Raw genomic sequence first — 25,466 nt, forward strand, 5'->3', positions numbered from 1 at the left:
GTGATGGTGGATGAATAGATTCCGGGCTCGCGACTTCGCGGCGCCCGGAATGACGAGAGCAACGAGGACCCCATGCGATTCATGATGCTGATGATCCCGCTCGGCTACGAGACCGCGCCGCCGGACGTGCAGCTCGATCCCGAACGCGTCGCCGCGATGATGCGCTACAACGAGGCGCTGAAGGATGCCGGCGTGCTGATCACGCTCGACGGCCTGCATCCGCCGTCGACGGGAGCGCGCGTCTCGTTCGCGACCGGCGAGCCGATCGTGACCGACGGTCCCTTTGCCGAGGCCAAGGAAGTTCTGGGTGGCTACTGGATGATCGAGGTCGCCTCGCGCGAGGAGGCGATCGCCTGGGCGAAGAAGTGCCCGGCCTCCGCCAACGAGGTCATCGAGATCCGGCAGGTGCAGGAAATGGCCGACTTTCCGCCGGAGGTGCAGGCAGCCGCCGCCGGTTTTGATGATCTGAAGAAGTAAACGAGAGAACCGCTGCCCCGACTTTCAACCTATCAACCTCAGGAGATACCCATGAGCGCCGAACACAAATTCCTCGCCGTCTATCTCGGGAGCATGAGCGGGGCGAAAATGAAGGCTTGGCAAGCGATGCCCGAGGCCGAGCGCAAGGCAAAGGAGCGCGAGGGCATGGCCGCCTGGCATGGCTGGGTCGAGAAGCACAAGGCCGTCATCGTCGAGTTGGGCGGTCCGCTCGGCAAGACCCGCAGGATCGACGGAAGCGGCATCGCCGAGATCAGCAATGCGTTGACCGGCTTCACGGTGGTGCGGGCTGCCTCGCAGGAGGAAGCTGCCAAGCTGTTCGAGAACCATCCGCATTTTGCGATCTTTCCCGGCGAGGCGGTCGAAGTCATGCCCGTGCTGGCAATTCCGCAAATGTAGCCTCGGTGAGGTCGTTTCCGGGCGCGATGCCGACGCACCGGCCCGGCTGACCGGGAGAGTACGGGTTAATCACACCCCATTCCCGCTAGTGACCTTCGCGCCCGGCTCATGTAAAAGCCGTTCACATGAGCTGGCGCAAGGAGCAGCGCCGCGCCGAGCGCGGCTATCACCACGGCAATCTGAAGGAAGCCCTGTTGCAGGCCGCTCTCGGGCTGATCGCCGAGAAGGGCGCGGCCGGCTTCACCTTCGCCGATGCCGCGCGCATGGCCGGCGTCAGCGCGGCGGCGCCTTACCGGCATTTCCGCGACCGCGACGAGTTGCTGTCCTCGATCGCACAGCGCGGCTTCGAGCAGTTCGAGCAGCGCCTGACCGCGGCCTGGGACGACGGCCGCCCGGATACGGTCACGGCGTTCGAGCGCGTCGGCAAGGCCTATCTCGCCTTTGCCCGCGAGGAGCCCGCTTTCTACAACGCGATGTTCGAATCGGGCGTGCCGGTCGATTCAAATCCGGCGCTGCAGGCCGCAAGTGAACGCGCCTTCAACATCATTCGCGCCGCGGCAGAACGGCTTGCCGCGCTCGCGCCGCCCGGCACGCCGCGCCCGCCGGCGATGATGATGGCGCTGCACATCTGGTCGATGGCGCACGGCGTGGCCTCGCTGTTCTCACGCGGCGACGCCGCGCGGCGAAAACTGCCGATGTCGCCGGATGAGCTGTTAGAGGCCGAGGTGCTGATCTATCTGCGCGGTCTCGGCTTCCCCACTGACCGCCGTCCTCCGGCGAAAAGCCCTCAGCCGCCCCCGGTGCCACCGGAGGCATCCTCCGGTTCTGGCGTGCCGCCCGGCGGGCCCTGGGGCAAGCCGAAATAAAATTGCGCAAATAATCACGCGGGCGTGTCAGGCGGTCAGCTTGACAAAATCGCGGGATGGTCTAGCTATGTAAATGTTATTTACATTCACAACGGCGCTGGTGCCGTGATGGAGATGGGAAATGGCCTACACCGCTGATGTCAATCGATGGCGCGGCCCTTCGGATCAATACCAACAATACGAGCGTCCCCGCATGCTGGACACTCCGTGGCATCCCGGCTGGATCGCCGTGACCATCCTCGGCTTCATCATCTGGTGGCCGATCGGACTTGCCCTTCTCTTTTTCACACTCGGGAGCAGAAGAATGTCGTGCTGGAGCAATCAGGATCGCTGGCAGAACAAGATGGAGCGGATGCAGTACAAGATGGACCGCATGCGTGATCGGATGGAGCGCCGCGGCTTCGGCTTTGGTTTCGGCCCGCCGACCTCTGGCAACCGTGCCTTCGACGAGTATCGCTCTGAAACGCTGCGCCGGCTCGAGGAAGAGCAGGTCGAGTTCAAGAACTTCCTCGACCGTCTGCGTCACGCCAAGGACAAGGAAGAGTTCGACCAGTTCATGGCCCAGCACAAGACGCGTCCGACCCCGCCGCCGACCGACCAGCCGCAAGGTTGATCTGAGAAAGGCTGATCTGGGTCGAGATCTCAAAGCCTTCAGGCGCATGCCCCCAAAGTCCTGATGGCCCCGAGCCGCCCGCCTGCGCAACCCGCAGGCGGGCGGTTTGGTTTTGGAGGGCGGAGAGAGCCGATCGCTGGCGATCCGACACCAAGGCGATCCGACACCAAGACGTGCGGGTGGTGTATCGTCGGCTGGCGCAGCTCATGCCTGGACAAAGCGTATCATGGATATCTGGACCCGCTTGCTACTTGGCGTGACCGCTTTCGCGGTGCTGGGCTACATCGGCATCGTCTATGGCGGATGCGCGGCCGATCCCGACTGCCATTTTGGCCCCTGTCCGGGCCGGCAGGCTTTTTGCGGCGTGGTCCATGCCGGTGCGCGGGAAAAGCAGGCGCCTTAGAACCCGTTGGCACGAGGTCCATCCCGTCGGCCTGACTGGCGTCTCCATGCGGACCGCCTATATCTGCCGGTGCAGGCCGAGCGGAGGCGACGATGGCAACAGCTGCGATCATGGCGGGCGACGGCCTCTGGCAGGCGATCCGCGACGAAGCGCAGCGTGCTGCGGCGGCTGACCCCGTCTTCGGCAGAGCCGTTGCCGATGCCATCCTCGTCCATGACGATTTTGCCGCTGCGCTCGCCGATCTGATCGGGCGCAGGCTTGGTGGTGGCGCGCCGGAGCGTGCGCGCTTCACGGCTTTTTCGAGCGACGCCTTTCGCGAGGAGACGGGCCTGATCGCAGCGGCCGCCCGCGACCTGCGGGCGATCGCGATCCACGATCCCGCCATCGCCGACCTGCTGCCGCCGCTCCTGCACTTCAAGGGCTACGTCGCGCTGCAAGCCTGGCGTGTCTCGAACTGGCTCTGGCGTCATGACCATCGCGACGCGGCGCTGCTGTTTCAGAACGAGGCCTCGAACGTCTTGCAGGTCAGCATTCATCCGGCCGCCCACATCGGGTCGTCAGTCTATCTCGACCACGCCACCGGCATCGTGATCGGTGCGAATGTGGTGATCGGCGATGAGGTCACCATTCTCCAGAATGTCAGCATCGGCCGCGATGGTGAACTGCCGACGCGCTCGCCTCGCATCGGCCGCGGCGTCTTCATCGGCGCCGGCGCGACCATTCTCGGCGACATCGGCATCGGCGATTTCGCGAAGATCGGCGCCGGCACGGTCGTCACATCAGACGTTCCCGGCGGCTGCACCGCCGTCGGCAATCCCGCGCGTCTGACCAATTGCCCCGAACCTGCCTCGGCGGCCTGACCCGCTCACCATCATCAGCTTTCAACCTTCGGAGACGTGCAATGAAGACGGCAATCGTGATCGGCGTCGGACCGGACCGCGGGCTCGGCGCCCGGCTCTGCAAGCGCTTTGCGGCAGAGGGACTCAAGGTGATTGTCGCGGGCCGGACGCTGTCCGCGTTGCAGGCGGTTGCAGATGACATCACGAAGGCGGGCGGGGCTGCCGTTCCGGTCGTCGCCGACGCGACCAGCGAGCGCGACATCGCCGCCTTGTTCGATGCCGCAGGCGAAAGCCTCGACCTTGCCATCTACAACGCCGGCAACAACACGCCGGGCAGGATCATCGAGATGGAGGCCGACTATTTCGAGCAGGCCTGGCGCGTGGTCTGCTTCGGCGGCTTCCTGTTCGGCCGCGAGGCGGTGCGCCGCATGGTACCGAAGAAGACGGGAACGCTGCTGTTCACCGGCGCCAGCGCCTCGCTGCGCGGGCGCTCCGGCTACGGCGCCTTCAACTCGGCCAAGGCGGGGGTGCGCACGCTGGCGCAGGCCATGGCCAAGGAATACGCGAGCGACGGCATCCATGTCGGCCATGTCGTGGTCGACGGCGCCATCGCCGGCGACAAGATCTTTACGCGCTTTCCGGACGCGGCGGGGCGCGAGGACAGCCTGATCGACATCGAGGGCATCGTCGATGCCTTCGCCTTCCTCTACCGCCAGCCCGAACGCGCCTGGTCCTTCGAGCTCGATGTGCGGACCTCGAAGGAGAAATGGTAGGGCATCGCGCGTTCTCTCAATACCCGGCGGCGAGCCCCGAGTTGCGGCGGGGATCGTTGGCGCCATAGTAGCGATTGTTGCCGACTTGCTTGCCGTCGAGCGATGGTGCGCCGACGATAATGACTGCCAGATGATTGGCCGGCTGCGGCGGCCCGAACTTGTGGCCCATGCCTTCCAGAATCTTTTGCGTATCCGGCGATAGGGCATAGTTCTCGACGTTGGTCAGGTCCGGCAGCCATTGCTGGTGGATGCGCGGCATGTCGACGGCTTCCTGCGCGTTCATGCCGTAATCGATCGCGTTGATCATGGTCTGCAAGACCGCCGTGATGATGCGGCTGCCGCCGGGCGTCCCCACCACCATGACTGTCTTGCCGTCCTTGGTGACGATCGTCGGGCTCATCGAGGACAGCGGCCGCTTGCCGGGAGCGATGGAATTGGCCTCGCCCTGCACGAGGCCGTACAGGTTCGGCACCCCGACCTTGGCAGTGAAGTCGTCCATTTCATCGTTCAGCAGGACGCCGGTCTTGGCCGCCGTCACTTTGGCGCCGAACCAGTCGTTCAACGTGTAAGTCACCGATACGGCGTTGCCGTCCTTGTCCGCGATTGAATAATGCGTGGTGTTGCTGCCCTCATGGGGCGCAACGCCCGGCTTGATGTCCTTGGAGACGCCAGCCTTGTTCGGATCGATCACGGCGCGGATCTTGGTCGCGTAACCCTTGTCGAGGAGGCGGTCGAGCGGATTCTTCACGAAGTCCGGATCGCCGAGGTAGCTGTTGCGGTCCACGTAAGCGTGGCGCATGGCTTCGATCTGCACGTGCACGGCCTGCGCAGAGTGGTAGCCCAGCTCCTTCAGCGGATAGCCCTCCAGGATATTCAGGATTTCGCAGATGACGACGCCGCCCGAGCTCGGCGGCGGCGCGGAGATCACGTGGTAGCCGCGATAGTCGCATTCGACCGGGGCGAGCTCGCGGGTCTTGTAGCCATCGAGGTCGTCCTGCGTCAGCAGGCCCTTGCCGGCCTGGCTCGAAGCCACGATCGCGCTGCCGACCCAGCCTTTATAGAAACCGTCGGTGCCTTTGCTGCTGATCTCGCGCAGGGTCTTCGCCAATTCGGACTGCGTCAGCCGGTCGCCCACACCGAATCGCTGGCCGTCCCTGAGGAAGATCGCGGCCGATGCGGGATCGTCCTTGAAATCGTCGGTTGCCGTGCGCAGTAGGTCGATGTCGCCCTGGTCCAGCGCAAAGCCCTGTTCGGCGAGCTGGATCGCGGGGGCGAGCAGCTCGGCGCGCTTCATCGTGCCGTATTTTTCGCGCGCATATTCCATGCCCGAGACGGATCCTGGAACGCCCACGGCCAGATGTCCCTTGGTCGAGATGCCCTTGATGACGTTGCCATCCTTGTCGAGATACATGTTGGCAGTCGCGCCCTTGGGCGCCGTCTCGCGGAAGTCGAGGAAGGTCTTGCGGCCGTCGGCGAGATTGATGGTCATGAAGCCGCCGCCGCCGAGATTGCCGGCTGCCGGATAGACGACGGCCAGGGCGTAACCGACGGCCACCGCGGCATCGACGGCATTGCCGCCGCGCTTGAGCACATCGACACCCACCTGGGTCGCCAGATGTTGCGCCGACACCACCATGCCGTTTTCCGCCGCGACCGGCGCAACCGAGGCCGCGCGCGCGGGGCTGGATGCGACCAGGCAGATCGATACGACCGCAGCGGTCATCCACTGCACATGTGTCTGTGGTTTCGGCATGGGGTGTTCCCTAGGGCTGGCCGGTGATGCCGGCACGTTGTTGTCCGCGAACGGACCCTATCAGCTCGCGGGCGCTGGGGGAGCAGGAGGAGTGGTGACGCTCGATGCCCGCCAAGCCGCACTCTGCGCTCCCTCCCCCCTTGCGGGGGAGGGCGGGGGAGAGGGGTGGCCCAGGAAACGGTGTTCATTCTGCGCCGGGGATCTTCGTCTCAGAGAGAATCCCCGTGGGAACCCTTCTCCCTAACCCTCCCCCGCAAGGGGGGAGGGAACCGACCTCGCTCGTGGCCGGCAGCCCTCTTACCCGGCAGCGCCACGCGGCATCCTGTCCCGCCTCCGCCGGCCCCCATCCCCCTGCACCGCCTACCTTTCCCGCAGCCAAATTCGCCGCCGGTAACCCCGCATTAACCATCGGCGGGCTCTGGTAAGCGTGGACAGGCGTGCCCGGAGCCCGAAGTCAAGGCCTGGGGCCGAGGCCCATAGTTTTGACATCTTGGCAGGGAATGCAGGCGGCCGGCTTTGGACGAGCCCCTGCACCCCAGAAAGACAAGGCTTTGAGCGGGCTTGCCGGCCGCGCCGGTTCTAGCGCGGCTGTTAGGGGAACCGGCAGCCATTTGCTGCCGCGGAACATCGGATAACGATCGCCTTGAGAGGATACTGCTTATGAATCCGGCCGACGTGGCTCAGTCAGCCCTTCCGGTTGCCGCTTCTGCGGACGTGTCGCTGATCGCGCTGTTCTGGCAGGCTCACTGGATCGTGAAGGGGGTCATGCTGGGCCTTCTGGCCTGCTCGGTCTGGGTCTGGGCCATCGCGATCGACAAGATCTTCCTCTATGCGCGCACCCGCCGTTCGATGGACCGCTTCGAGCAGGCGTTCTGGTCGGGCGAGTCGATCGAGGAGCTTTATCGCACGCTCTCTGCGAAACCGACGCATTCCATGGCGGCCTGCTTCGTCGCCGCGATGCGTGAGTGGAAGCGCTCGTTCGAGAGCCACGCGCGCTCGGTCGCGGGCCTTCAGATGCGCATCGACAAGGTCATGAACGTCTCGATCGCGCGCGAGGTCGAGCGGCTGGAACGCCGGCTGCTGGTGCTCGCGACCGTCGGCTCCGCCGGCCCCTTCGTCGGCCTGTTCGGCACGGTCTGGGGCATCATGTCGAGCTTCCAGTCGATCGCGGCATCGAAAAATACCTCCCTGGCGGTGGTGGCCCCTGGTATTGCGGAAGCGCTGTTTGCGACCGCTGTCGGCCTTATCGCTGCCATTCCTGCCACTATTTTCTACAATAAGTTCACTTCCGAGGTGAACCGGCAGGCCCAGCGGCTCGAGGGCTTCGCCGATGAATTTTCAGCCATCCTGTCGCGTCAGATCGACGAGCGGGGCTGACGGACGGCATGTATAGTGTGAAGGGCAATTTGGGCACTCGATCATGGCGATGAACGTAGCGAGTTCGTCCGGAGGCGGCGGACGCCGTGGCCGGCGCAAGCCGGTCGTGGCCGAGATCAACGTCACGCCGATGGTCGACGTCATGCTGGTGCTGCTCATCATCTTCATGGTGTCCGCGCCAATGTTGACGGTCGGCGTGCCGCTCGACCTGCCGCAGACCCAGGCCAAGAGCCTCGAAAACAACGACCAGAAGCCGATCCAGATGTCGGTCGACATCAAGGGCAAGGTGTTCATCAACGACGCCGAGATCGCGATCAACGAACTGGTGCCCAAGCTGAAGGCGATCACGGACGCGCGCGGCGGGCTCGAGGAGCGCATCTATCTGCGTGCCGACAAGAAGGCGGATTACGGAACGGTAGCCAAGGTCATGGGCCTGTTGTCCGGCGCAGGCTTCAAGAAGCTGGCGCTCGTCACCGAGGCGGATCAGGGGTCGTAGGCCAGTGAAGGTGAACGTCGACAAGACACTGGTTGCGTCGATTGCTCTCCACGTCCTCGTGCTTGGATGGGGGCTGGTCACCTTTAGCAGCAAGGCCTTCGTCGCGCCGGAGGAGTCGCTGCCGATCGACATCATCTCCACCGACCAGCTCGCACAGATGATGTCGGGGCAGAAGACCGGTAAGAAGGAAGAGCCGAAGCCCAAGGTCGAGAAGATCGCCGAAGCCAAGCCCGAGGAAGACGCCGTCGGCAAGGTCACCGAGAAGAAAGAGCTGATCAAGACCAATTCGCAGCCGGAGCCGCCGCCAAAGCCCGTCGAGAAGCCGGTCGAGAAGAAGCCCGAGCCGCCGAAGCCGGTCGCCGAGGCCAAGCCGAAGGAAGAGCCGAAGCCGCAGGAAAAGAAGCCTGACCCGGCCAAGGAAGATCCGATCGCCGAACTCCAGAAGAAGCTGGAGACCAAGAAGCCGCCGCCGAAGCCGGTGGAGCAGAAGGTCGCGGCGGTGCAGCCGCAGCAGCAGCCGAAGCCGAAGGAGCGCAGCTTCGACCCCGCGCAGATTCAGCGCGATCTCGACAAGCGTGCTGCGACCCGGCACGAACTCGCTGGCTCGACCCTCAATGCGTCGGCTTCGCTGGGATCGACCACCGGAACTGCCGCCAACAACATCGCGACCTGGCGAGGTGCGTTCCAGGGCGCGGTCAAGCGCTGCTTCACGCCGACCTATAACGGGCAGGACGCCGATCAATACGAAGCCGACATCGACATTCCCATGAAGATCGACGGGTCGCTCGCATCCGAACCGATTATCGTCGGGGTGAGGGGACCATCCCGGTCGATTGCCCAGGCCATAGCCGAAAGCGCCAAGCGCGCCATTGTGCAGTGTCAGGTTTATTCGTTCATGCCGAAGCAGCAGTACGAGAGCTGGAAGCTCATTCCGATGACTTTTGGCCTGAAAGACATGTTGTGACATCCGAACAAAAGAATTTTGCAATGAATGACGCTCGATCGATCTCCCGCCGCCGCTTCATGACCGTTACCGGATCGGCACTCGCGATGCTCGGAGGTGGACATGCCTTCGCGCAGAGCCAGCCGCGAATTCGCATCGATCCCACCGAATTTCGGCCGATCCCGATCGCGATCACCAATTTCGTGCCGGGCTCGCCGTCCGACGGTGATGTCGCCAACGGCGTCACGCAGGTCATCACCAACAACCTGAAACGTTCGGGCCTGTTTGCGCCGATCGACCAGGCCGCCTTCATCGAGCGCATCAGCAACATCGACGTCGCGCCGCAATTCCAGAACTGGAAGACCCTCAACGCACAGGCGCTGGTCACCGGCCGTATGACACGGCAGCAGGACGGCCGGCTCAAGGCCGAATTCCGCCTCTGGGACGTGGTCACCGGCCAGCAGCTCACGGGACAGCAATATTTCACCTCGCCGGAATATTGGCGCCGCATCGCCCACATCATCTCGGACCAGATCTACGAGCAGATGACCGGCGAAAAGGGCTATTTCGACAGCCGCGTCGTGTTCGTCGACGAGACCGGGCCGAAGGAGCGCCGCGTCAAGCGGCTTGCGATGATGGATCAGGATGGCGCCAACGTGCGCTATCTGACCCGCGGCTCCGACCTCGTGCTGACGCCGCGCTTCTCGCCGAACTCGCAAGAGATCACCTACATGGAGTTCGGTCAGGGCGATCCCAAGGTATATCTCTTCAACATCGAGACCGGCCAGCGCGAGATCGTCGGCAATTTTCCGGGCATGACCTTTGCGCCGCGCTTCTCGCCGGACGGCCAGCGCGTCATCATGAGCCTCCAGCAGGGCGGCAATTCCAACCTGTTCGTGATGGATCTGCGCTCGCGCTCGACCACGCGCCTTACCGACACGCCGGCGATCGACACGTCTCCTTCTTACTCGCCCGACGGCACCCGCATCTGCTTCGAGTCCGATCGCGGCGGCAGGTCGCAGATCTACGTGATGGCGGCGGGCGGCGGGGCGGCGCAGCGCATCTCCTTCTCCAAGGACGATACCAACGCCACCTATTCGACGCCGGTGTGGTCGCCGCGCGGCGACTACATCGCCTTCACCAGGCAGGGCGGCGGGCAGTTCTCGATCGGCGTCATGAAGCCGGACGGGTCCGGCGAACGGCTCCTGACCTCCGGCTATCACAATGAAGGCCCGACCTTCTCGCCGAACGGCCGCGTGCTGATGTTCTTCCGCGATCCCGGCGGCAGCGGCGGACCGTCGCTGTACTCCGTCGACATCTCCGGCCGCAACGAGCTCAAGGTGCCGACGCCGGGCTTCGCCTCCGACCCGGCATGGTCGCCGCTGCTGTCCTCGACACCGGGCTGAGCCGCTAAAACATCGCGCGTTCAGACGCGCGATGTTTAGAAAAAACGCGCCGATTTCTTCGGGTTTCCTGCGGGACGCAAGCTTTCCTTCACCTTGTGCCCGGCAACGCTTGCCTAGTTGCTTGATATTTCAGCAAAAACAGGTTCGCTATTGCCGAAAAACAACCCGACTTTAACGATGTTCCCTCAGAAAGGCTTCATCTGGTTTGGGTAAAAGTACGCGCCAAACAGGACGCGTAACAAGTCGATGCAGCTGGCCGACCAGAAGCAGAGCGATCGAGACGAGCTGGAGCCGATACTCTACGCCGCTCTCATCAACTCTATGGTGCAGAATTTCTGGGCGATCTTCCTCGGCTCGGCCTCCGCGGCCGTGGCCGCGGTCATGACTGCGCTGAAGACCGGTGACGTCTGGCTATGGCCGATCGCGTTCCTGCTGATCGCCATCGGCACCGCGCGCGCCTTCCAGATGCGCCGATACGAAAACCGCACGCAGGCGCTGTCATTCGACGAGGCCAGGCACCTGGCGCCGCGCTACTGGCTCGGCGCGCTGAGCTATGCGGCCGTGCTCGGCGTGTGGGCCTTCGTCGTGATCTATCTCAACGAGGATGCGGTTGCCGACATGCTCTGTGTCGCCATCGGCATCGGCTACACCGCCGGCGGCGCCGCCCGCAATTACGGCCAGCCCCGGGTGATCCAGTGGCACGTCGCGCTCGCCTGCGGACCGATGTCGCTCGCGCTTCTGCTGCATGGCGGCTTCTACCATATCGGGCTCGCCATCCTGCTCGTGTTCTTCTTCATCGGGCTGAAGAACATCAACCTCACCCTGCACGCGATCTTCGTCAAGGCGCTGACCTCGAGCTTTCGCGAATCCGCGCTGGCGAGCCAGTTCGACACCGCGCTCAACAACATGCCGCATGGCCTGTGCATGTTTCGCGCCGACGGGCGCCTCGCGGTGATGAACCACCGCTTCGGCGAGCTGATGGCGTTGCCCGAGGATCTGGTCAAGCGCGGCGCCACCGCCGCCGATATCGTGTCGGCCTGTGTCGCCGCAGGCTCCATCTCGGCGGACAGCGGCAAGCAGATCCTGGCCGAGATCGAGCATGCGCGGATCCGCGAGATCGTCACCGCCGATCCGGATTCCGCGCGCGGCCGCGCGCTGGCCTGGACGTTCCAGCCGATGACCGGCGGCGGCACGGTGCTGCTGCTGGAAGACATCACCGAACGCACCAACGCCGAAGCCCGGATCACCCATCTCGCCCGCTATGACGAACTCACGGCGCTGCCCAACCGCGTCAGCTTCCGCGACGAGATCGAACGGCTGCTGGCGATCTCGCACGACGCCGAGCGCCCTTCCGCGCTGCTGTTCGTCGATCTCGACCAGTTCAAGCAGGTCAACGACACGCTCGGCCATCCCTGCGGCGACCAGCTGCTGTGCGCGGTCGCCAACCGCCTGCGCGAGATGCTGCGCCCCGAGGATTTCGTCGCCCGCTTCGGCGGCGACGAGTTCGTCGTGTTCCAGCAGAACATCGCCTCGCCCGAGGACGCAGCCAGCCTGGCACGCCGCATCGTCGAGCGGCTGAGCGAGCGCTACCGCATCGACAATCATCTGGTCGAGATCGGCGCCAGCGTCGGCATCGCGCTGACCTCGCCGGACGGCGACGTCAGCGCCGACACGCTGCTCAAGAACGCCGACATGGCGCTCTACCGTGCCAAGGCCGACGGCCGCGGCACCTTCTGCTTCTTCCGCGACGAGATGGCGGCGACCGTCGAGGCCCGCCGCATCCTCGAGCTCGACCTGCGCAAGGCGCTGGCGAACGAGGAGTTCGAGCTGTTCTACCAGCCGCTGGTCAATCTGAAGTCCGGCAAGATCACCACCTGCGAGGCGCTGCTGCGCTGGAATCATCCGGTGCGCGGCACGGTCTCGCCGATCGACATCATCCCGGTCGCCGAGGACATGGGGCTGATCGTCGATCTCGGCCGCTGGATCCTGCGCCGCGCGTGCATGGAATGCATGAAGTGGCCCGACGGCGTCAGCGTCGCCGTCAACTTCTCGCCGCAGCAATTCCACCAGCGCGACGTGCTCAGTGAAATCCGCTACGCGCTCGAGGTCTCAGGGCTGCCGGCGCACCGCCTCGAGATCGAGATCACCGAGTCCTCGCTGCTGCGCAACACCCAGCTCACCCACGACACCCTGTCGCAACTGCATGCGCTCGGCGTGCGCATCTCGCTCGACGATTTCGGCACCGGCTATTCCAGCCTCAGCTATCTGCACAATTTCCCGATGCAGAAGGTGAAGATCGACCGCTCCTTCCTCGAGGGCATCGACACCGACCGGCCGCTGACGCTGCTGCGCGGCGTGGCGCGGCTGTCCGCCGATCTCGGCATGGCCGTCGTGGTCGAGGGCATCGAGACCAACGAGCAGCTCGAGCTGATCAGCGCCGACGGCACCGTCTCCGAGGCGCAAGGCTATCTGTTCAGCCGTCCGGTGCCCGCCGTGCGGATGCGCCAGCTCCTCAACGCCTCGCATGGACGGCGCGGCGAGAGCCTGCTTCACGTCGTCAGCTCACGCTCCTTCGCCTGAGTCTCATCTCCAGAAATTTTCCGTCGTTTCAGGCAGTTGCCGACCTACCGTAGTGCTACGGAGATTAACCCTATCGCCTCGATTGCTTTGCATCGTTGTTAAGGAGGTGTTAATGAATCCTCACGCGCGCGCAAGTTGTCCGACGGCAATGGCCGGGGCTCGCGCATCGTGAGCGGTGGGTAAGGAGTTGGAATGCAGTCCTCAGCCAGATCTGTCATTTCGGCTGTTGGACGTGGAGCCGATCTCCTGACCGACGTCGATTATCACCTTGCGGAGACGGCCGCGGAGAAGGAGGAAATTTACAACCTCCGCTACCGTGCCTATCTGCGCGAGGGCGCCGTCAGGGAATCGGCGGAAGCCCGGGTCACCGACCGCTACGACGAGCTGCCGAACGCGTGGACCTTCGGCGTCTATCTCCGTGGCCAGCTCTGCAGCTCCGTGCGCATCAGCGTGTTGACCTCTGAATGGCGCGAGTCCACTTCGGCCGATGTCTTCCCCGAGATCCTGATGCCGCGGCTCGATCGCGGCGAGGTCATGATCGACCCGACCCGCTTTGTCGCCGATCCCGACCAGGTGAAGCGGGTTCCGGAATTGCCCTATCTGACGACCCGGCTTGCCTACATGGCGTGCGAGCACTTCAATGCCGACCTCGGCCTTGCCATCGTGCGTCCCGAGCATCAGGCGTTTTACCGCCGGGTGTTCCTGCACGAGACGATCGCCGAGCCCCGCCTGGTTCCGGGTCTGACGAAACCGTTCGGATTGATGGCGGCGGATTTCCCGACCTTCCGCAAGAAGGTGTTCGAGCGCTATCCGATCATGCGGTCCACCGCCTTCGAGCGGCGGATGCTGTTCGGGCGCGGCGGGCAGCGCGAGGTCCCGCAGCGGCCGGTGCTGGTGGCGGAAGCCGCGCACGTCTGATTCCCGCCGTCACGGTCTCGAGCCGCCGCGCGCCTTTCGGCCGGGGCTCCGTTCGCCCACATCGTCGTTCGGGCCTAAAATTCCAGCAAAGACCGGCGTTTTTGCTGGTCACGCAGCTTGCCTTCACCCTCGCGCCACATTTAGAACCCATTAACCATGACGGTTGCTTTTCGCGGGTTGGGGGCATTTGACCGGCTGAGGCAAGGTTCCATCAAGGTTGACGGAACGTTCGCTTAACCAACCCCCTGTAGACCGGACAGCAGTGGACGAACGTGAGCGTGGAGGCTCCGGAATGAAATATCCTATGCGTATCCTCCAGGGATTGAAGCTGGCTGCGGTGGTCGCGATCGCGCTGTCGATGGGCGCGTGCGCGAACAAGAACGCAGCGACGGATGCGATGGCCAACGCTGCGACGCCTGGCAGCCAGCAGGATTTCGTCGTGAACGTGGGCGACCGCGTGTTCTTCGAGAGCGACCAGACCGATCTGACGCCGCAGGCGATCGTGACCCTGGAGAAGCAGGCACAGTGGCTGCAGAACTATCGGCAGTACAGCTTCACCATCGAAGGTCATGCCGACGAGCGCGGCACCCGCGAATACAACATCGCGCTCGGCGCCCGCCGTGCCCAGTCGGTGCGTTCGTTCCTCGCCTCGCGCGGCATCGATCCGAACCGCATGCGCACGATCTCCTACGGCAAGGAGCGGCCGGTCGCCGTCTGTAACGACATCTCCTGCTGGTCGCAGAACCGTCGCGCCGTCACCGTGCTGAACGCGAGCTCCTGACGATCAGTCAGGCGCCGTTCATCTTCAGGAACCGATTATGCCGGCGCCCTCTCGGGCGCCGGTTTCGTTTCAGCAATCCGTGACTTAAAACCCCTTGGTGGCAGTCACAGTTTTGGCGTACTCCCTTCCTCATTGTGGGCCGCGGCCAACGATCCGCCGTGCGCCACGTCGCTTTCGTCGTCAGGGCAAGATGTCATCGAAATTCAAGGCAATTACCGGCACCGTGGCGATCGCCGCGCTGCTCTCTTTGTGCGTGCCCGCACTTGCGCAGTCGGACGATGCCGACCCCGAGATGCGGATCGAGCGGCTGGAGAACCAGCTGCGTCAGCTCACCGGCCAGAACGAAGAGCTGCAATATCGCAACCGCCAGCTCGAGGAGCGGCTGCGGGCGCTCGAGGGCGGCGCGCAGGGCGCGCCCGGACAGGCGCCCAATGTCTCGGCGCTGCCTCCAGCCCAGATCGCACCGACCCAGGTTGCGCCGGCCTATCGCCAGCAGCAGCAGGCTCAGCCGAACTACGAGCAGCCGCAGATCGCTGCTCCCGCGCCGATCGTTCAGGAGCAGCCGGCGCCCGGCGCGCCCGGCGTACGCCGCCGCGGTGATTCCTTCGATCCGAACCAGAACCCGAATGCGCCGGGCGCGCCGCGCGCGCTCGGTGGCGGGCAGCAGCCGATGCCGGCAGGCGCTCAGGCAGGTGCGCCCGGCGGCCGTGGCTACGGCGAGCCGCTCGATCTCTCCAATAACGGCCCCCGCTACCCGCAGGCAGCAGCACCCGTGCAGCCGGCCTATCCCGCCCAACAGGGGAATCCCGCGCCGTCAGGCGGCGCCGGTCTGACCACCCTGCCGCCCTCGGCAACGCCGCGCGACGAGTTCGACCTCGGCATCGGCTACATGCAGCGCAAGGACTATGCGCTGGCCGAGCAGACCATGAAGAATTTTGCGCAGAAATATCCGAGCGACCCGCTGCTCGGGGACGCGCAATACTGGCTCGGCGAGAGCTATTTCCAGCGCCAGCAATACCGCGACTCCGCGGAAGCCTTCCTTGCCGTCACCACCAAGTACGACAAGTCCGGCAAGGCGCCGGATGCGCTGCTGCGGCTCGGCCAGTCGCTGGCCGCGCTGAAGGAGAAGGAGGCCGCCTGCGCCGCCTTCGGCGAAGTCGGCCGCAAATATCCGCGCGCCTCCGCCGGCGTCAAAGCCGCGGTCGATCGCGAGCAGAAGCGGGTGAAGTGCTGATCTGCGGCAATCGTCCCTGACAACGCGAATGGCGTTGCGCTAAATTGCGCCTGCCATTCTGCCGGGCCGCGTCATGTCAGACGACGACAATTCTCCGATCTCCGCTCGCGCGGCGAAGCAGCTCTTCGCCGGGCTCAGAAGCGCGCCTGCTCTGCTGCTCGCGGTGTCCGGCGGGCCTGACTCGGTCGCGCTGATGTGGCTCGCCGCGCGCTGGCAGCGCAGCCTTGCACGCGGTCCGCAACTGACCGTCGCCACCGTCGATCACGGCCTGCGCCCGGAGGCGACGCGCGAGGCGCGCGAGGTCAAGCGGCTGGCCGCTGAACTCGGGCTGGCGCACCGGACGCTGCGCTGGCGTGGCGCGAAGCCGAAGACCGGATTGCCGGCGGCCGCACGCGAAGCCCGCTACCGCCTGCTTGCGCAAGCCGCGCGCAGCGTCGGCGCGAGCCATGTGCTGACCGCCCACACCCGCGACGACCAGGCCGAGACCCTGCTGATGCGCCTTGTTCGCGGCAGCGGACTTGCCGGGCTGTCGGCGATGGCGCGCCTCACGGAGCGCGACGGCATCGTGCTGGTGCGCCCGCTGCTCGATGTCCCGAAGTCGCAGCTGATCGCGACCCTGAAGCGGGCGAAGATCGGCTTTGCCGATGACCCCACCAACCGCGACACCGCCTTCACCCGGCCGCGGCTGCGCGCGCTGCTGCCGCAACTCGCGGCCGAGGGTGGCGACAGCAGGAGTCTGGCGCGGCTCGCGGCGCGGCTTTCGCGCGCCAATGCGGCGGTCGAGGTGCTGGTCGACGGCGCCGAACGCTTCCTCCAGCTTCAGGCACGCGGCGATGCGCCGCAGGCGGGCGTTCGCAGCTTCGAGGCCTCGGCGTTCGCCAATCTGCCGGAGGAGGTCCGGCTGCGGCTGCTGCTGCGGGCCGTCAATGCCCTCGGCCATGAGGGGCCGGCGGAACTCGGCAAGGTCGAGGCCCTCTCGGCCGCGCTCGATCAGGCCATGAATCAGGCCATGAATCAGGGCATGGCGGCAAAGCCCCGCGCACCCGCAAATGGCCGTGCGATCTTGAAGCAGACCCTTGCCGGAGCCTTGATCAGCCTCGCGGGGGGGCGTATCCACATCGTGCCGGCGCCGGCCCGGCGGTCCCCAACAGGACGTCGAGGGGACGTGACAGGCGGATCATGACACCGGTCGTTTCCGCTGCACGGCGTCAGGCCACCTTAACCAGGCAGGAAAAACCCCGGATACGTCGCCATTATTTCAGCCGGAATCGCCCTAAGATGGGATAAATAGTCCCATCTCGTTCCCTTGGCAGCGACCGGGGCGGCACCTAAATTGTATGCGTCTAACCAAGAGGATTCCTTGGGGATTTCCTCGTACACACCCAGCTAACTGCCCAAGGATCAGGCCGCGATCCGCGCGACCACGAAGGAAGATCGATGAACGCCAATCTGCGCAATTTCGCCCTCTGGGTCATCATTGTCTTGCTGCTGTTGGCGTTGTTCACGCTCTTCCAGAATCCGGGTCAGCGCGCCTCCTCGCAGGACATCGCCTTCTCCCAGCTCCTGAGCGAAGTTGACCGCGGCAATGTGCGCGACGTCGTGATCCAGGGGCCGGACATCCACGGCACCTTCACCAACGGCTCGAGCTTCCAGACCTATGCGCCGAACGACCCGACGCTGGTGAAGCGCCTCTATGACAGCAAGGTCCAGATCACCGCGAAGCCGCCCGGCGACAACGTGCCGTGGTTCGTCTCGCTGCTGGTCTCCTGGCTGCCCTTCATCGCGCTGATCGGCGTCTGGATCTTCCTGTCGCGGCAGATGCAGGGCGGCGCCGGCAAGGCGATGGGCTTTGGCAAGTCGCGTGCGAAGATGCTCACCGAAGCGCATGGCCGCGTCACCTTCGAGGACGTCGCCGGCGTGGACGAAGCCAAGCAGGACCTCCAGGAGATCGTCGAATTCCTCCGCGACCCCGGCAAATTCCAGCGCCTCGGCGGCCGGATCCCGCGCGGCGTGCTGCTGGTCGGTCCTCCCGGTACCGGTAAGACCCTGATCGCGCGTGCGGTCGCGGGCGAAGCCAACGTGCCGTTCTTCACCATTTCCGGTTCGGACTTCGTCGAAATGTTCGTCGGCGTCGGCGCGAGCCGCGTCCGCGACATGTTCGAGCAGGCCAAGAAGAACGCGCCCTGCATCATCTTCATCGACGAAATCGACGCGGTCGGTCGTCACCGTGGCGCCGGTCTCGGCGGCGGCAATGACGAGCGCGAGCAGACGCTGAACCAGTTGCTGGTCGAGATGGACGGCTTCGAGGCCAACGAAGGCGTGATCCTGATCGCCGCGACCAACCGTCCCGACGTGCTCGATCCCGCGCTGCTGCGTCCGGGCCGCTTCGATCGTCAGGTCGTGGTGCCCAATCCCGACGTCGTCGGCCGCGAGCAGATCCTCAAGGTTCACGTCCGCAAGGTGCCGCTGGCGCCGGATATCAACCTCAAGACCATCGCGCGCGGCACCCCGGGCTTCTCCGGCGCCGACCTGATGAACCTCGTCAACGAGGCCGCCCTGACCGCTGCCCGCCGCAACAAGCGGATGGTGACCCAGGCCGAGTTCGAGGAAGCAAAAGACAAGGTGATGATGGGCGCCGAGCGCAAGTCGCTCGTCATGACCGAAGAAGAAAAGTTGCTGACGGCCTACCACGAGGGCGGCCACGCCATCGTCGGCCTCAACGTCGTCGCGACCGATCCGATCCACAAGGCGACCATCATTCCGCGCGGCCGCGCGCTGGGCATGGTCATGCAGCTGCCCGAGCGCGACAAGCTGTCGATGTCTCTGGAGCAGATGACCTCGCGGCTCGCCATCATGATGGGTGGCCGCGTTGCCGAAGAGCTGATCTTCGGCCGCGAGAAGGTGACGTCAGGTGCGTCTTCCGACATCGAGCAGGCCACGCGTCTGGCTCGCATGATGGTGACGCGCTGGGGCTTGTCCGAGGCGCTCGGCACCGTGTCCTACGGCGAGAACCAGGACGAGGTCTTCCTGGGCATGTCGGTGTCGCGCACCCAGAACGCGTCGGAAGCGACGGTTCAGAAGATCGACACCGAGATCCGGCGTTTCGTGGAAGAGGGCTACAACGAAGCGACCCGCATTCTCACCGAGAAGCGCGCCGATCTCGAAGCTCTCGCCAAGGGCCTGCTCGAGTTCGAGACGCTCTCCGGCGACGAGATCGTCGATCTGCTCAAGGGCAAGAAGCCGAACCGCGAGTCCGTGCTCGAGCCGACCACGCCGCGCGCCTCCGCCGTGCCCCCGGCCGGCAAGTCGCGCCCGCGCCCCGATCCGGATCCCGGCCTGGAGCCGCAGCCGCAGGCGTAACGGCAGGGCGGCAGATGAAATCGAAAAACGCGGCGGAAACGCCGCGTTTTTTGTTGGCTATGGCGGTTTGCGCTCGCAATGACGACGTTGATGCAGCTGCGCTCGTGATGACGTGGCACCGGCCTCGTAGGGTGGGCAAAGGCGCATAGCGCCGTGCCCACCATCTCTCGGCAGTCACATCAGAAGTGGTGGGCACGCTGTCGCTTTGCCCACCCTGCGATATCTCACTTCGGCGCAGGTCCAGCCCTCTCGCCGCGACGTCCGAGAAAACGCAGCACGTCGTCATTGAACTGCTCGGGATCCTGCAAAAACGAGAAGTGACTGACCTCAGGCTGGATCAGCAGGCCGGCCCCGGGAATGTTCGCGGCCATGAACTCGGTGTTGTCGCGCTTGATCGCTTCGTCGTGGTCGCCGTCCACGATCCAGGTCGGCACCTTGATGGCCGCAAGATCCGAGGCCGTCCATTTCGGCTGGCTCTCCCACATCTTGGTAATCTCCGCGACGAAACCCTTGTACTCGGTCGGCGTCGGCGAGAGGCGCTTGTACTCCTCGCCGGCCCTCGCGATGTAGGCATTGAAGACATCGTTGGACGCAATATCCGCAACGCCCGACGGATCCGAGTTCGCCGCGAAGGCGAACAGCCTGCTGACACGCTCCGGGTGCTTCATGGCGATGTCGAGCCCGATGATCGCGCCGTCGCTCCAGCCGACGATCGCGGCCTTCCTGATCTTGAGATGGTCGAGCAGGGCGACCACGTCCGAGGCCATCAGATCGTAGCCGTAGGGCTCCTGATTGCGGCTGCTGCGCCCATGCCCGCGGCTGTCCATGACGATGACCTGGTACTGCCGCTGCAACGCGCGGACCTGGTGGCCCCAGTAGCTGGCATTGGCAAGGCCGCCATGCAGCAGGATGACGGGCTCACCGCGGCCGTAGACCGCGTACCAGATCTTCACCCCATTGACGGGTGCGAGGCCGCTCTGCGCCGCCTTGGGCAAGGTTGGCGTCGGCGGCAGGCTCATCCATCGCGGCGCCGCATGCGCGGCGCCGATTGCGACCGTGACGAGAAGCGCCACGAAGAGATTGCGAAACATCATATGCGTCTTCCTGCTCGACAACAGGACATTACCGCATGGTAGTACGGGTGCGTAACCTCGCAACACGATGCTGCACCAAGACGTGAAAACCTGCGAGCGCCATGTGCCGAACCACCGGCGTTATGGACAGCGTTCAAACGGATCGAACGCCCGGTCTGACCTGTGTCATCGCCACGCCCGAGATCGCGAGCAGCCCGCCGACGATCAGCTTCGGTGTCATCCGCTCGCCCAGGAACAACACGCTCGACGTCAAGGCGAACACCGGCAGCAGCAGGCCGAAGGGGGCGACGCGGCCCATGGAGCAGCGGGCGATCAGCCAGAACCAAAGGCCAAACCCCAAAATTCCTCCGATGAAAATCGTGTAGGCGAGGGCCAGCCAGCCAATTTCATCCGCCGTGACGAGGCTCGCCATTTGTCCGTGTTCAAGCAGCAGCGACATCACCATGACCTGCGGCACCGTGAGCAGCGACGACCACCCCATCAGCATCAGGGGATCAAAAGGGCCGTAGCGCTTCGTCAGGACGTTGGACACCGAGAATGCGAAGGCAGCGGCGACCACGAGCAGCAGCGGAAGGATGTTTGCCGACAGGCCCGGCCCCGCCGCCAGCACGACGACGCCGGCGAAGGCCAGCAGCACACCGGCGGTCGTGGTGAGAGACGGCCGCTCGCCAAGCAATGGCCAGGCCAATAGCACGGTGAAGGGCGTTGCGAGTTGATATGCGACGGCCGACATGCTTCCCGAGCCGAGCCCGAGGCCGACGTAGAACAGCCCGAAATTCAGGCCGCCCAGGAAAATCGAAATCGCGGCGACGGGCCCGAACTGCGAGCGCGTGGGCTTTTTGACGAACGGAACGAGCAGCAGGGCGATGGCGAGGAAACGCAGCGCAAGGAAGAACAGAGGCGGAAATTCCGCAACGCCGATCTTGATGGCCACGAACTGATAGCCCCAGAGCAGTGGCACGGCCACCGCGTAGACGATCTGGAGGGCCGTCATGGCATCTTCTTTTCAAGACCGAACAGTCCAGATGTCGGCAAGTCGACGAGGGAGGTATCCATGACGTTTGCCTTCATTGGATGACTTACTTGATGAAGCGGTCGAGCAGCGCGTCGGCAGTGGCTTGCGATGTGGCCCGCGCCGGAGCCGTCTTGCCGACCACGCGCAGCCCCTCGACGAAACAGACGAGAATTTTTGCGGCGCTTGAGGGGGCGACCCCCTTGGCCAGCTTGCCTGCCGCTTCAGCGCAAGCCAATGCACCCGCGACCCGGGTCTCCATCGCCTTGAAGAAGCCCGCGATGCGGCGAGCGACTTCCGCATCCTGGCCAGCCAGCTCCATGGCCGTGGCCACCAGCAGGCATCCGCGCCGGCCATTGGCGCCGCTGGTGCGCTCGACATAGCCAGCAAGGTAAGCCCGCAAGGCCGCGACCGGCTCCCTGCCGGGCGCGAGCTCGACATCCATCCGTGTCACCGCATCCTCAATGTAGCGATCGAGCGCCCGCAGGAACAGCGAGTGCTTGTCGCCGAACGCGGCGTAGAGGCTGCCCCGCGAGAGCTTTGTCGCACGAAGCAGGTCCGGCAGCGCGGTAGCGTGATAGCCGTGCGACCAGAACGCGTTCATCGCGCGCTCGACGGCGGCATCCACATCGAAGCTTCGGGGGCGCCCACGGGGCGACTGCGCTGGGGTTTGGCGAGGCATGACTGACATATATAGACCGATTGGTTCATATATCGCAAGTGCTGCTTCGGCGTCAAAAGCGGTCATCGGCCCCGAGCGTCGAATGTCCGCTGTCGGCCAGTTCCAGACCCATGCGCCGCAGCATGACTTGATCAACCCTCCGTCGGAGATGCTACCGGTCTTCAACCAAAGGCCAGACGAGGGTCGTCAGACAGAGCATGGCTGAGCCGATCGCGATGCCAACCAAACGCTCTAGCCCGGGGGAAATATCTGTGATCGGAGCTGGTCCCTGAACAAGGGTGATGAGAAGTCCGAGCGTGAACTGCGTTCCGAGATAGTTGATCTCCCGTCCTGTCTGGATTTGGTAGCCGATCCAGACGCCGGCAGCGAGGGTGAGCACGGTTACCAGCAATCCTGTGCCGAACAGGCCAATAGAGACCAGAGCGACCGCGCTACCAAGCAGGCATCCGAGCGCCCTGTGGGCTATCCTCTCGTAGATCGTAGCGTATCGGCGGCTCCCCACCGCGGCCGATGGGACGATCATGATGACGTACGATGTGACCGCAGTTTGTGAGAACTCCTCGATGCCGAACCACCGCCAGATGAGGGGAAGCAAGGCGACGGCCAGTGCCGCGCGTGTACAGTGCTCGAGCAGCGGCCAATGCCCTCGCAGCCAGCTCTCATTCAACACATCACGCAGGCGTCCGCACCAGAGCATGTCGTGAAATTGTTTGTCCCTGCGGCTCGGCGTATCCGGGAACAGGCTTGCAACAACAAGGCATGCGCACGTTCCGACCGTAATCTCCGCTACCCGCGTGGCAGCGAAATGCACGACAGAGCCTGGCGCGGCGAGCGCCTCGGTGGTTACCATCCCGGCCGTAAGGCCAAAGAACAGCCATGCGTAACTGTAGTTGGTCGCCAGCGACTGAAAGGTGCCGATCCATGACACCAGGAAGAGGAAGGCCATCAAGAGCAAAGGGTCATTCGCTGTTCCTGGCGCCAGCAGGAGGCCCAGCAGTGCTCCACCAGCAGTGCCCACGATGCGCATCAGTCCCCGCCGGAATGTCTCGGCAAGGCTGCCACGTATCACCATGTAGCCGCTGAACGCTGCCCAGGAGAGATCATCAAGGTTGAGAATGGTTGCCGCCGCGACAGCGGCCAACACCGAGATCACGAGTTTTGCTGCGTCTCTGGCGCGTGGGCCGCGAAGCTCGAGCGATTTGAGTTCACGCACCAGGGCACGCGGTATGGGTTGCAGGGCCGATATCAGGAGCGGCATCGTCAAGATTCTCCCAATCAGTAGATGACCAGGACGCGGGCGTCGACGCCCATGAAGAGTTGGTCCCTCCCAGGAGATTCAAGCAGCGTGAATCGAACAGGAACCCGTCGTTGCAGGCGAATCCAGTTCACCGTTGGAGATACGTAAGGGACGAGTGTCTCGCTTCCTTGCTGGCGACTGATGCCGTGCGCCAGGCCCTGGATGCGCGCGCGGTAGAGATGCCAGGGATGGCTGTCGAGCCAGATCCAGGCCAGGCCGCCGGGATGGAGGTGTCGTAGATAATATTCCTTGTAATTGGCAACGACGCGCCAGGCGTTCCCATCGACGATCGCAACCGCTGCCTGGCTCGTGGAAGCCATGTCGCCAGTTTGAATGGCAAGATGCGTCACATAACCGTCAACGGGCGCCACGACATTGGTGCGGCCCAAGCGCCATTCGGCGAGAAGACGGGCAGCGTGGGCCGATGAGACGGCAGCCTTATCCAGGTTCAGAGTCTCGTTCGCCTTCTGCAAGGCAGCTTCGGCGGCATGTTGCTGGGCCGCGCTTTGCTCCTCGGTGGTGCGGGTCGTGTCGAGGGCCTGCGCGGAGATCGTACCGGACTGGGCAAGCGGCGTGTCACGGCGCAGATTTGCCGCGGCGAGCCTCTCGGCAGCACCCGCCGCCTCCTTCTGCGCCAGCAGAACCTGCAACTGTGCCCGGTCGACCGGCAGCTGAGCCTCAGTTCGCGCTTCTTCCGCGCGCGCTTGCTCGACAGCCAATCTGAACGGTACCGGATCGATGGTGAAGAGGAGCGTTCCTCGCTTCACCCATTCGTTGTCTTTCACAGGAACCGCTGCGATCGGACCCGTAACTTCCGGCGTGATCGACAGCACATCGGACGTGACGTATGCGTCGTCCGTATAGGCGAACAGATAGCCCGACATCCACCAGGCTAGGAAAGTCGCTGCAAGGGCGAGGAGGAACAGCAAGGCGCGCTGGCGTTGCGAAAAAACGTGCGATCGATCGAGTTCGGGTCTCGCGGACAGCGAAGGTGCAGCAACCGGGAGACGAGGTTCTTCGTTCCTGACCGCTGGCTCAGGGATGGACTCGCTTTTCAGGCTGACATTCAGATCCTGGTCCAATTTCGATCGTCCAAGTCAACGTCCAAGTCAATTGGGCTCCTGATAAGAGATATTTGATTTCAGTCATCGCACAGTCAAATATATAGCGAGAACGATCTCGATAGCTTTTGGCACTGGCATGGAACTTCGCCACATCCGTTATTTCCTCGCGGTTGCCGAGGAGCGAAACTTCACACGCGCCGCTGCGCGCGTTGGGATCGGGCAGCCGCCGCTGAGCCAACAGATCAAGGATCTCGAGGCCGAAGTCGGGGCTGCGCTCTTCCATCGCATTCCCCAGGGTGCTGAACTGACCGACGCAGGGCGCGCTTTTCTGGAGAGCGTGCGGGTCATTCCTATGCAGGCGGAGCGCTCCATTCGCGCCGCGCAAAGGGCTGCGCGGGGTCAAATCGGTTCGCTGCGGGTGGGCTTTACCAACTCGGCACCATTTAATCCCGTTGTCACCTCGACAATCCGATCGTTTCGCCGAGCCTATCCCGATGTGGATCTGACGCTGGAGGAGGCAACCACATCCCGCCTCGTTGCGGGCCTTCGGGAAGGAGAGCTGGACGCGGTGTTCCTGCGCCCCGATGAGGGCGAGGACGATCTGCAGTTTCGGCGTCTCTCCAACGAGCCGCTGCTCGTCGTATTGCCCGCAAGCCATCCGGTGGCGAAGTCGACTGAAATCGATCTGGTCAGGCTGAAGGGGGATCCGCTCGTTCTGACGTCACGCGGATCGGCCTGGGCTGACACCGTCATCGCGGCCTGTCGGCGGGCGGGCTTCGAGCCGACCCTCGGGCAGTCCGCGCCGCAGATCAGCTCTGTCGTCAGCCTGGTGGCAGCTGAGCTTGGCTTTTCGCTCGTGCCGGCGTCAATGCGCCAGCTTCATGTCACCGGCGTCACCTATCGTGAGGTCAAAGGGGACGCTCCAATCGTGCGCTTGGCTCTGGCGTTCCGGCGTGGCGAGACCTCCAGGATCGTCCGCAACTTCATTGCCCAGGCGGTGGCGTGAAGCGGGAGATGCGCGAAGCAATGCGTATGTCGGCTCAAGCGGCCCCGATGGGGTCTGACTGATGTCGCCTTCGGG

Annotated in this window: 24 protein-coding genes; 18 read left to right on the forward strand and 6 right to left on the reverse strand. The window is 64.4% G+C overall.

Annotation, left to right across the window (positions count from 1 at the left end):
- Window positions 1–72 precede the first annotated feature (72 nt).
- From NLM25_RS06515 to NLM25_RS06545, 7 genes are all read left to right on the forward strand, one after another.
- Window positions 73–477, forward strand: coding sequence for a YciI family protein (locus NLM25_RS06515; RefSeq protein ID WP_254136463.1), 405 nt, complete (start codon window positions 73–75; stop codon window positions 475–477).
- Window positions 478–528: 51 nt separating this feature from the next.
- Complete coding sequence (locus NLM25_RS06520; protein ID WP_254136464.1) at window positions 529–894, forward strand: YciI family protein; 366 nt, start codon at window positions 529–531, stop codon at window positions 892–894.
- A 125-nt stretch (window positions 895–1,019) separates the two neighbouring features.
- On the forward strand, window positions 1,020–1,760 hold the full coding sequence (locus NLM25_RS06525; RefSeq protein WP_254116145.1) for a TetR/AcrR family transcriptional regulator: 741 nt from the start codon (window positions 1,020–1,022) through the stop codon (window positions 1,758–1,760).
- A gap of 121 nt (window positions 1,761–1,881) precedes the next feature.
- A complete protein-coding gene (locus NLM25_RS06530) occupies window positions 1,882–2,373 on the forward strand; it encodes a DUF2852 domain-containing protein (RefSeq protein WP_254116146.1) in 492 nt (163 codons plus the stop codon).
- Window positions 2,374–2,599: 226 nt separating this feature from the next.
- Window positions 2,600–2,776, forward strand: coding sequence for a hypothetical protein (locus NLM25_RS06535; RefSeq protein ID WP_254136465.1), 177 nt, complete (start codon window positions 2,600–2,602; stop codon window positions 2,774–2,776).
- 92 nt (window positions 2,777–2,868) lie between these two features.
- The gene (locus tag NLM25_RS06540) at window positions 2,869–3,636 is read left to right on the forward strand and encodes a serine acetyltransferase (RefSeq protein WP_254136466.1); all 768 of its coding nucleotides are present in this window, start codon (window positions 2,869–2,871) and stop codon (window positions 3,634–3,636) included.
- A 41-nt stretch (window positions 3,637–3,677) separates the two neighbouring features.
- On the forward strand, window positions 3,678–4,388 hold the full coding sequence (locus NLM25_RS06545) for an SDR family NAD(P)-dependent oxidoreductase (RefSeq protein ID WP_254136467.1): 711 nt from the start codon (window positions 3,678–3,680) through the stop codon (window positions 4,386–4,388).
- Between the two features lie 16 nt (window positions 4,389–4,404).
- Here NLM25_RS06545 and ggt read toward each other — a convergent pair whose 3' ends face one another.
- Entirely contained in the window at window positions 4,405–6,141 is a 1,737-nt protein-coding gene (gene ggt, locus NLM25_RS06550) for a gamma-glutamyltransferase (RefSeq protein ID WP_254136468.1), read from the reverse strand.
- A 660-nt stretch (window positions 6,142–6,801) separates the two neighbouring features.
- On the opposite strand from ggt, the gene tolQ reads away from it, so the two are divergent.
- The 10 genes from tolQ to ftsH all read left to right on the forward strand — a co-directional run bounded on the left by tolQ (window position 6,802) and on the right by ftsH (window position 19,236).
- On the forward strand, window positions 6,802–7,518 hold the full coding sequence (tolQ, locus tag NLM25_RS06555; RefSeq protein WP_254116151.1) for a protein TolQ: 717 nt from the start codon (window positions 6,802–6,804) through the stop codon (window positions 7,516–7,518).
- 43 nt (window positions 7,519–7,561) lie between these two features.
- Window positions 7,562–8,014, forward strand: coding sequence for a protein TolR (gene tolR, locus NLM25_RS06560; protein ID WP_254116152.1), 453 nt, complete (start codon window positions 7,562–7,564; stop codon window positions 8,012–8,014).
- Window positions 8,015–8,018: 4 nt separating this feature from the next.
- A complete protein-coding gene (locus tag NLM25_RS06565; protein ID WP_254116153.1) occupies window positions 8,019–8,978 on the forward strand; it encodes a cell envelope integrity protein TolA in 960 nt (319 codons plus the stop codon).
- Window positions 8,979–9,001: 23 nt separating this feature from the next.
- Complete coding sequence (tolB, locus tag NLM25_RS06570) at window positions 9,002–10,363, forward strand: Tol-Pal system beta propeller repeat protein TolB (RefSeq protein WP_254116154.1); 1,362 nt, start codon at window positions 9,002–9,004, stop codon at window positions 10,361–10,363.
- Window positions 10,364–10,609: 246 nt separating this feature from the next.
- On the forward strand, window positions 10,610–12,943 hold the full coding sequence (locus tag NLM25_RS06575) for a bifunctional diguanylate cyclase/phosphodiesterase (protein WP_254116155.1): 2,334 nt from the start codon (window positions 10,610–10,612) through the stop codon (window positions 12,941–12,943).
- A gap of 192 nt (window positions 12,944–13,135) precedes the next feature.
- Entirely contained in the window at window positions 13,136–13,861 is a 726-nt protein-coding gene (locus NLM25_RS06580) for a hypothetical protein (RefSeq protein WP_254116156.1), read from the forward strand.
- A gap of 292 nt (window positions 13,862–14,153) precedes the next feature.
- Window positions 14,154–14,642, forward strand: coding sequence for a peptidoglycan-associated lipoprotein Pal (pal, locus tag NLM25_RS06585; RefSeq protein ID WP_028152222.1), 489 nt, complete (start codon window positions 14,154–14,156; stop codon window positions 14,640–14,642).
- Window positions 14,643–14,832: 190 nt separating this feature from the next.
- Window positions 14,833–15,876 (forward strand): tol-pal system protein YbgF, encoded by a 1,044-nt coding sequence (ybgF, locus tag NLM25_RS06590; protein WP_254136469.1) that lies wholly within the window; start codon window positions 14,833–14,835, stop codon window positions 15,874–15,876.
- Between the two features lie 73 nt (window positions 15,877–15,949).
- On the forward strand, window positions 15,950–17,059 hold the full coding sequence (tilS, locus tag NLM25_RS06595) for a tRNA lysidine(34) synthetase TilS (protein ID WP_254136470.1): 1,110 nt from the start codon (window positions 15,950–15,952) through the stop codon (window positions 17,057–17,059).
- A gap of 254 nt (window positions 17,060–17,313) precedes the next feature.
- Window positions 17,314–19,236 carry an ATP-dependent zinc metalloprotease FtsH gene (gene ftsH, locus NLM25_RS06600; RefSeq protein ID WP_008136887.1) on the forward strand — a complete coding sequence of 641 codons (1,923 nt, stop codon included), beginning with the start codon at window positions 17,314–17,316 and terminating at the stop codon, window positions 19,234–19,236.
- 224 nt (window positions 19,237–19,460) lie between these two features.
- On the opposite strand, the gene NLM25_RS06605 is transcribed toward ftsH, so the two are convergent.
- The 5 genes from NLM25_RS06605 to NLM25_RS06625 all read right to left on the reverse strand — a co-directional run bounded on the left by NLM25_RS06605 (window position 19,461) and on the right by NLM25_RS06625 (window position 24,403).
- On the reverse strand, window positions 19,461–20,330 hold the full coding sequence (locus NLM25_RS06605; RefSeq protein WP_254136471.1) for an alpha/beta fold hydrolase: 870 nt from the start codon (window positions 20,328–20,330) through the stop codon (window positions 19,461–19,463).
- Window positions 20,331–20,463: 133 nt separating this feature from the next.
- Window positions 20,464–21,324 carry a DMT family transporter gene (locus NLM25_RS06610; protein ID WP_254136472.1) on the reverse strand — a complete coding sequence of 287 codons (861 nt, stop codon included), beginning with the start codon at window positions 21,322–21,324 and terminating at the stop codon, window positions 20,464–20,466.
- 85 nt (window positions 21,325–21,409) lie between these two features.
- Window positions 21,410–22,024 carry a TetR/AcrR family transcriptional regulator gene (locus NLM25_RS06615; RefSeq protein ID WP_254141122.1) on the reverse strand — a complete coding sequence of 205 codons (615 nt, stop codon included), beginning with the start codon at window positions 22,022–22,024 and terminating at the stop codon, window positions 21,410–21,412.
- Window positions 22,025–22,175: 151 nt separating this feature from the next.
- Entirely contained in the window at window positions 22,176–23,282 is a 1,107-nt protein-coding gene (locus NLM25_RS06620) for an FUSC family protein (protein WP_254141123.1), read from the reverse strand.
- A 17-nt stretch (window positions 23,283–23,299) separates the two neighbouring features.
- Window positions 23,300–24,403, reverse strand: coding sequence for an HlyD family secretion protein (locus NLM25_RS06625; RefSeq protein WP_254136473.1), 1,104 nt, complete (start codon window positions 24,401–24,403; stop codon window positions 23,300–23,302).
- Between the two features lie 118 nt (window positions 24,404–24,521).
- Here NLM25_RS06625 and NLM25_RS06630 point away from each other — a divergent pair, with 118 nt between their 5' ends.
- A complete protein-coding gene (locus tag NLM25_RS06630) occupies window positions 24,522–25,391 on the forward strand; it encodes a LysR family transcriptional regulator (protein WP_254136474.1) in 870 nt (289 codons plus the stop codon).
- The last annotated feature ends 75 nt before the right edge of the window (window positions 25,392–25,466 follow it).

Source organism: Bradyrhizobium sp. CCGB01 (assembly GCF_024199795.1).
Classification (GTDB): domain Bacteria; phylum Pseudomonadota; class Alphaproteobacteria; order Rhizobiales; family Xanthobacteraceae; genus Bradyrhizobium.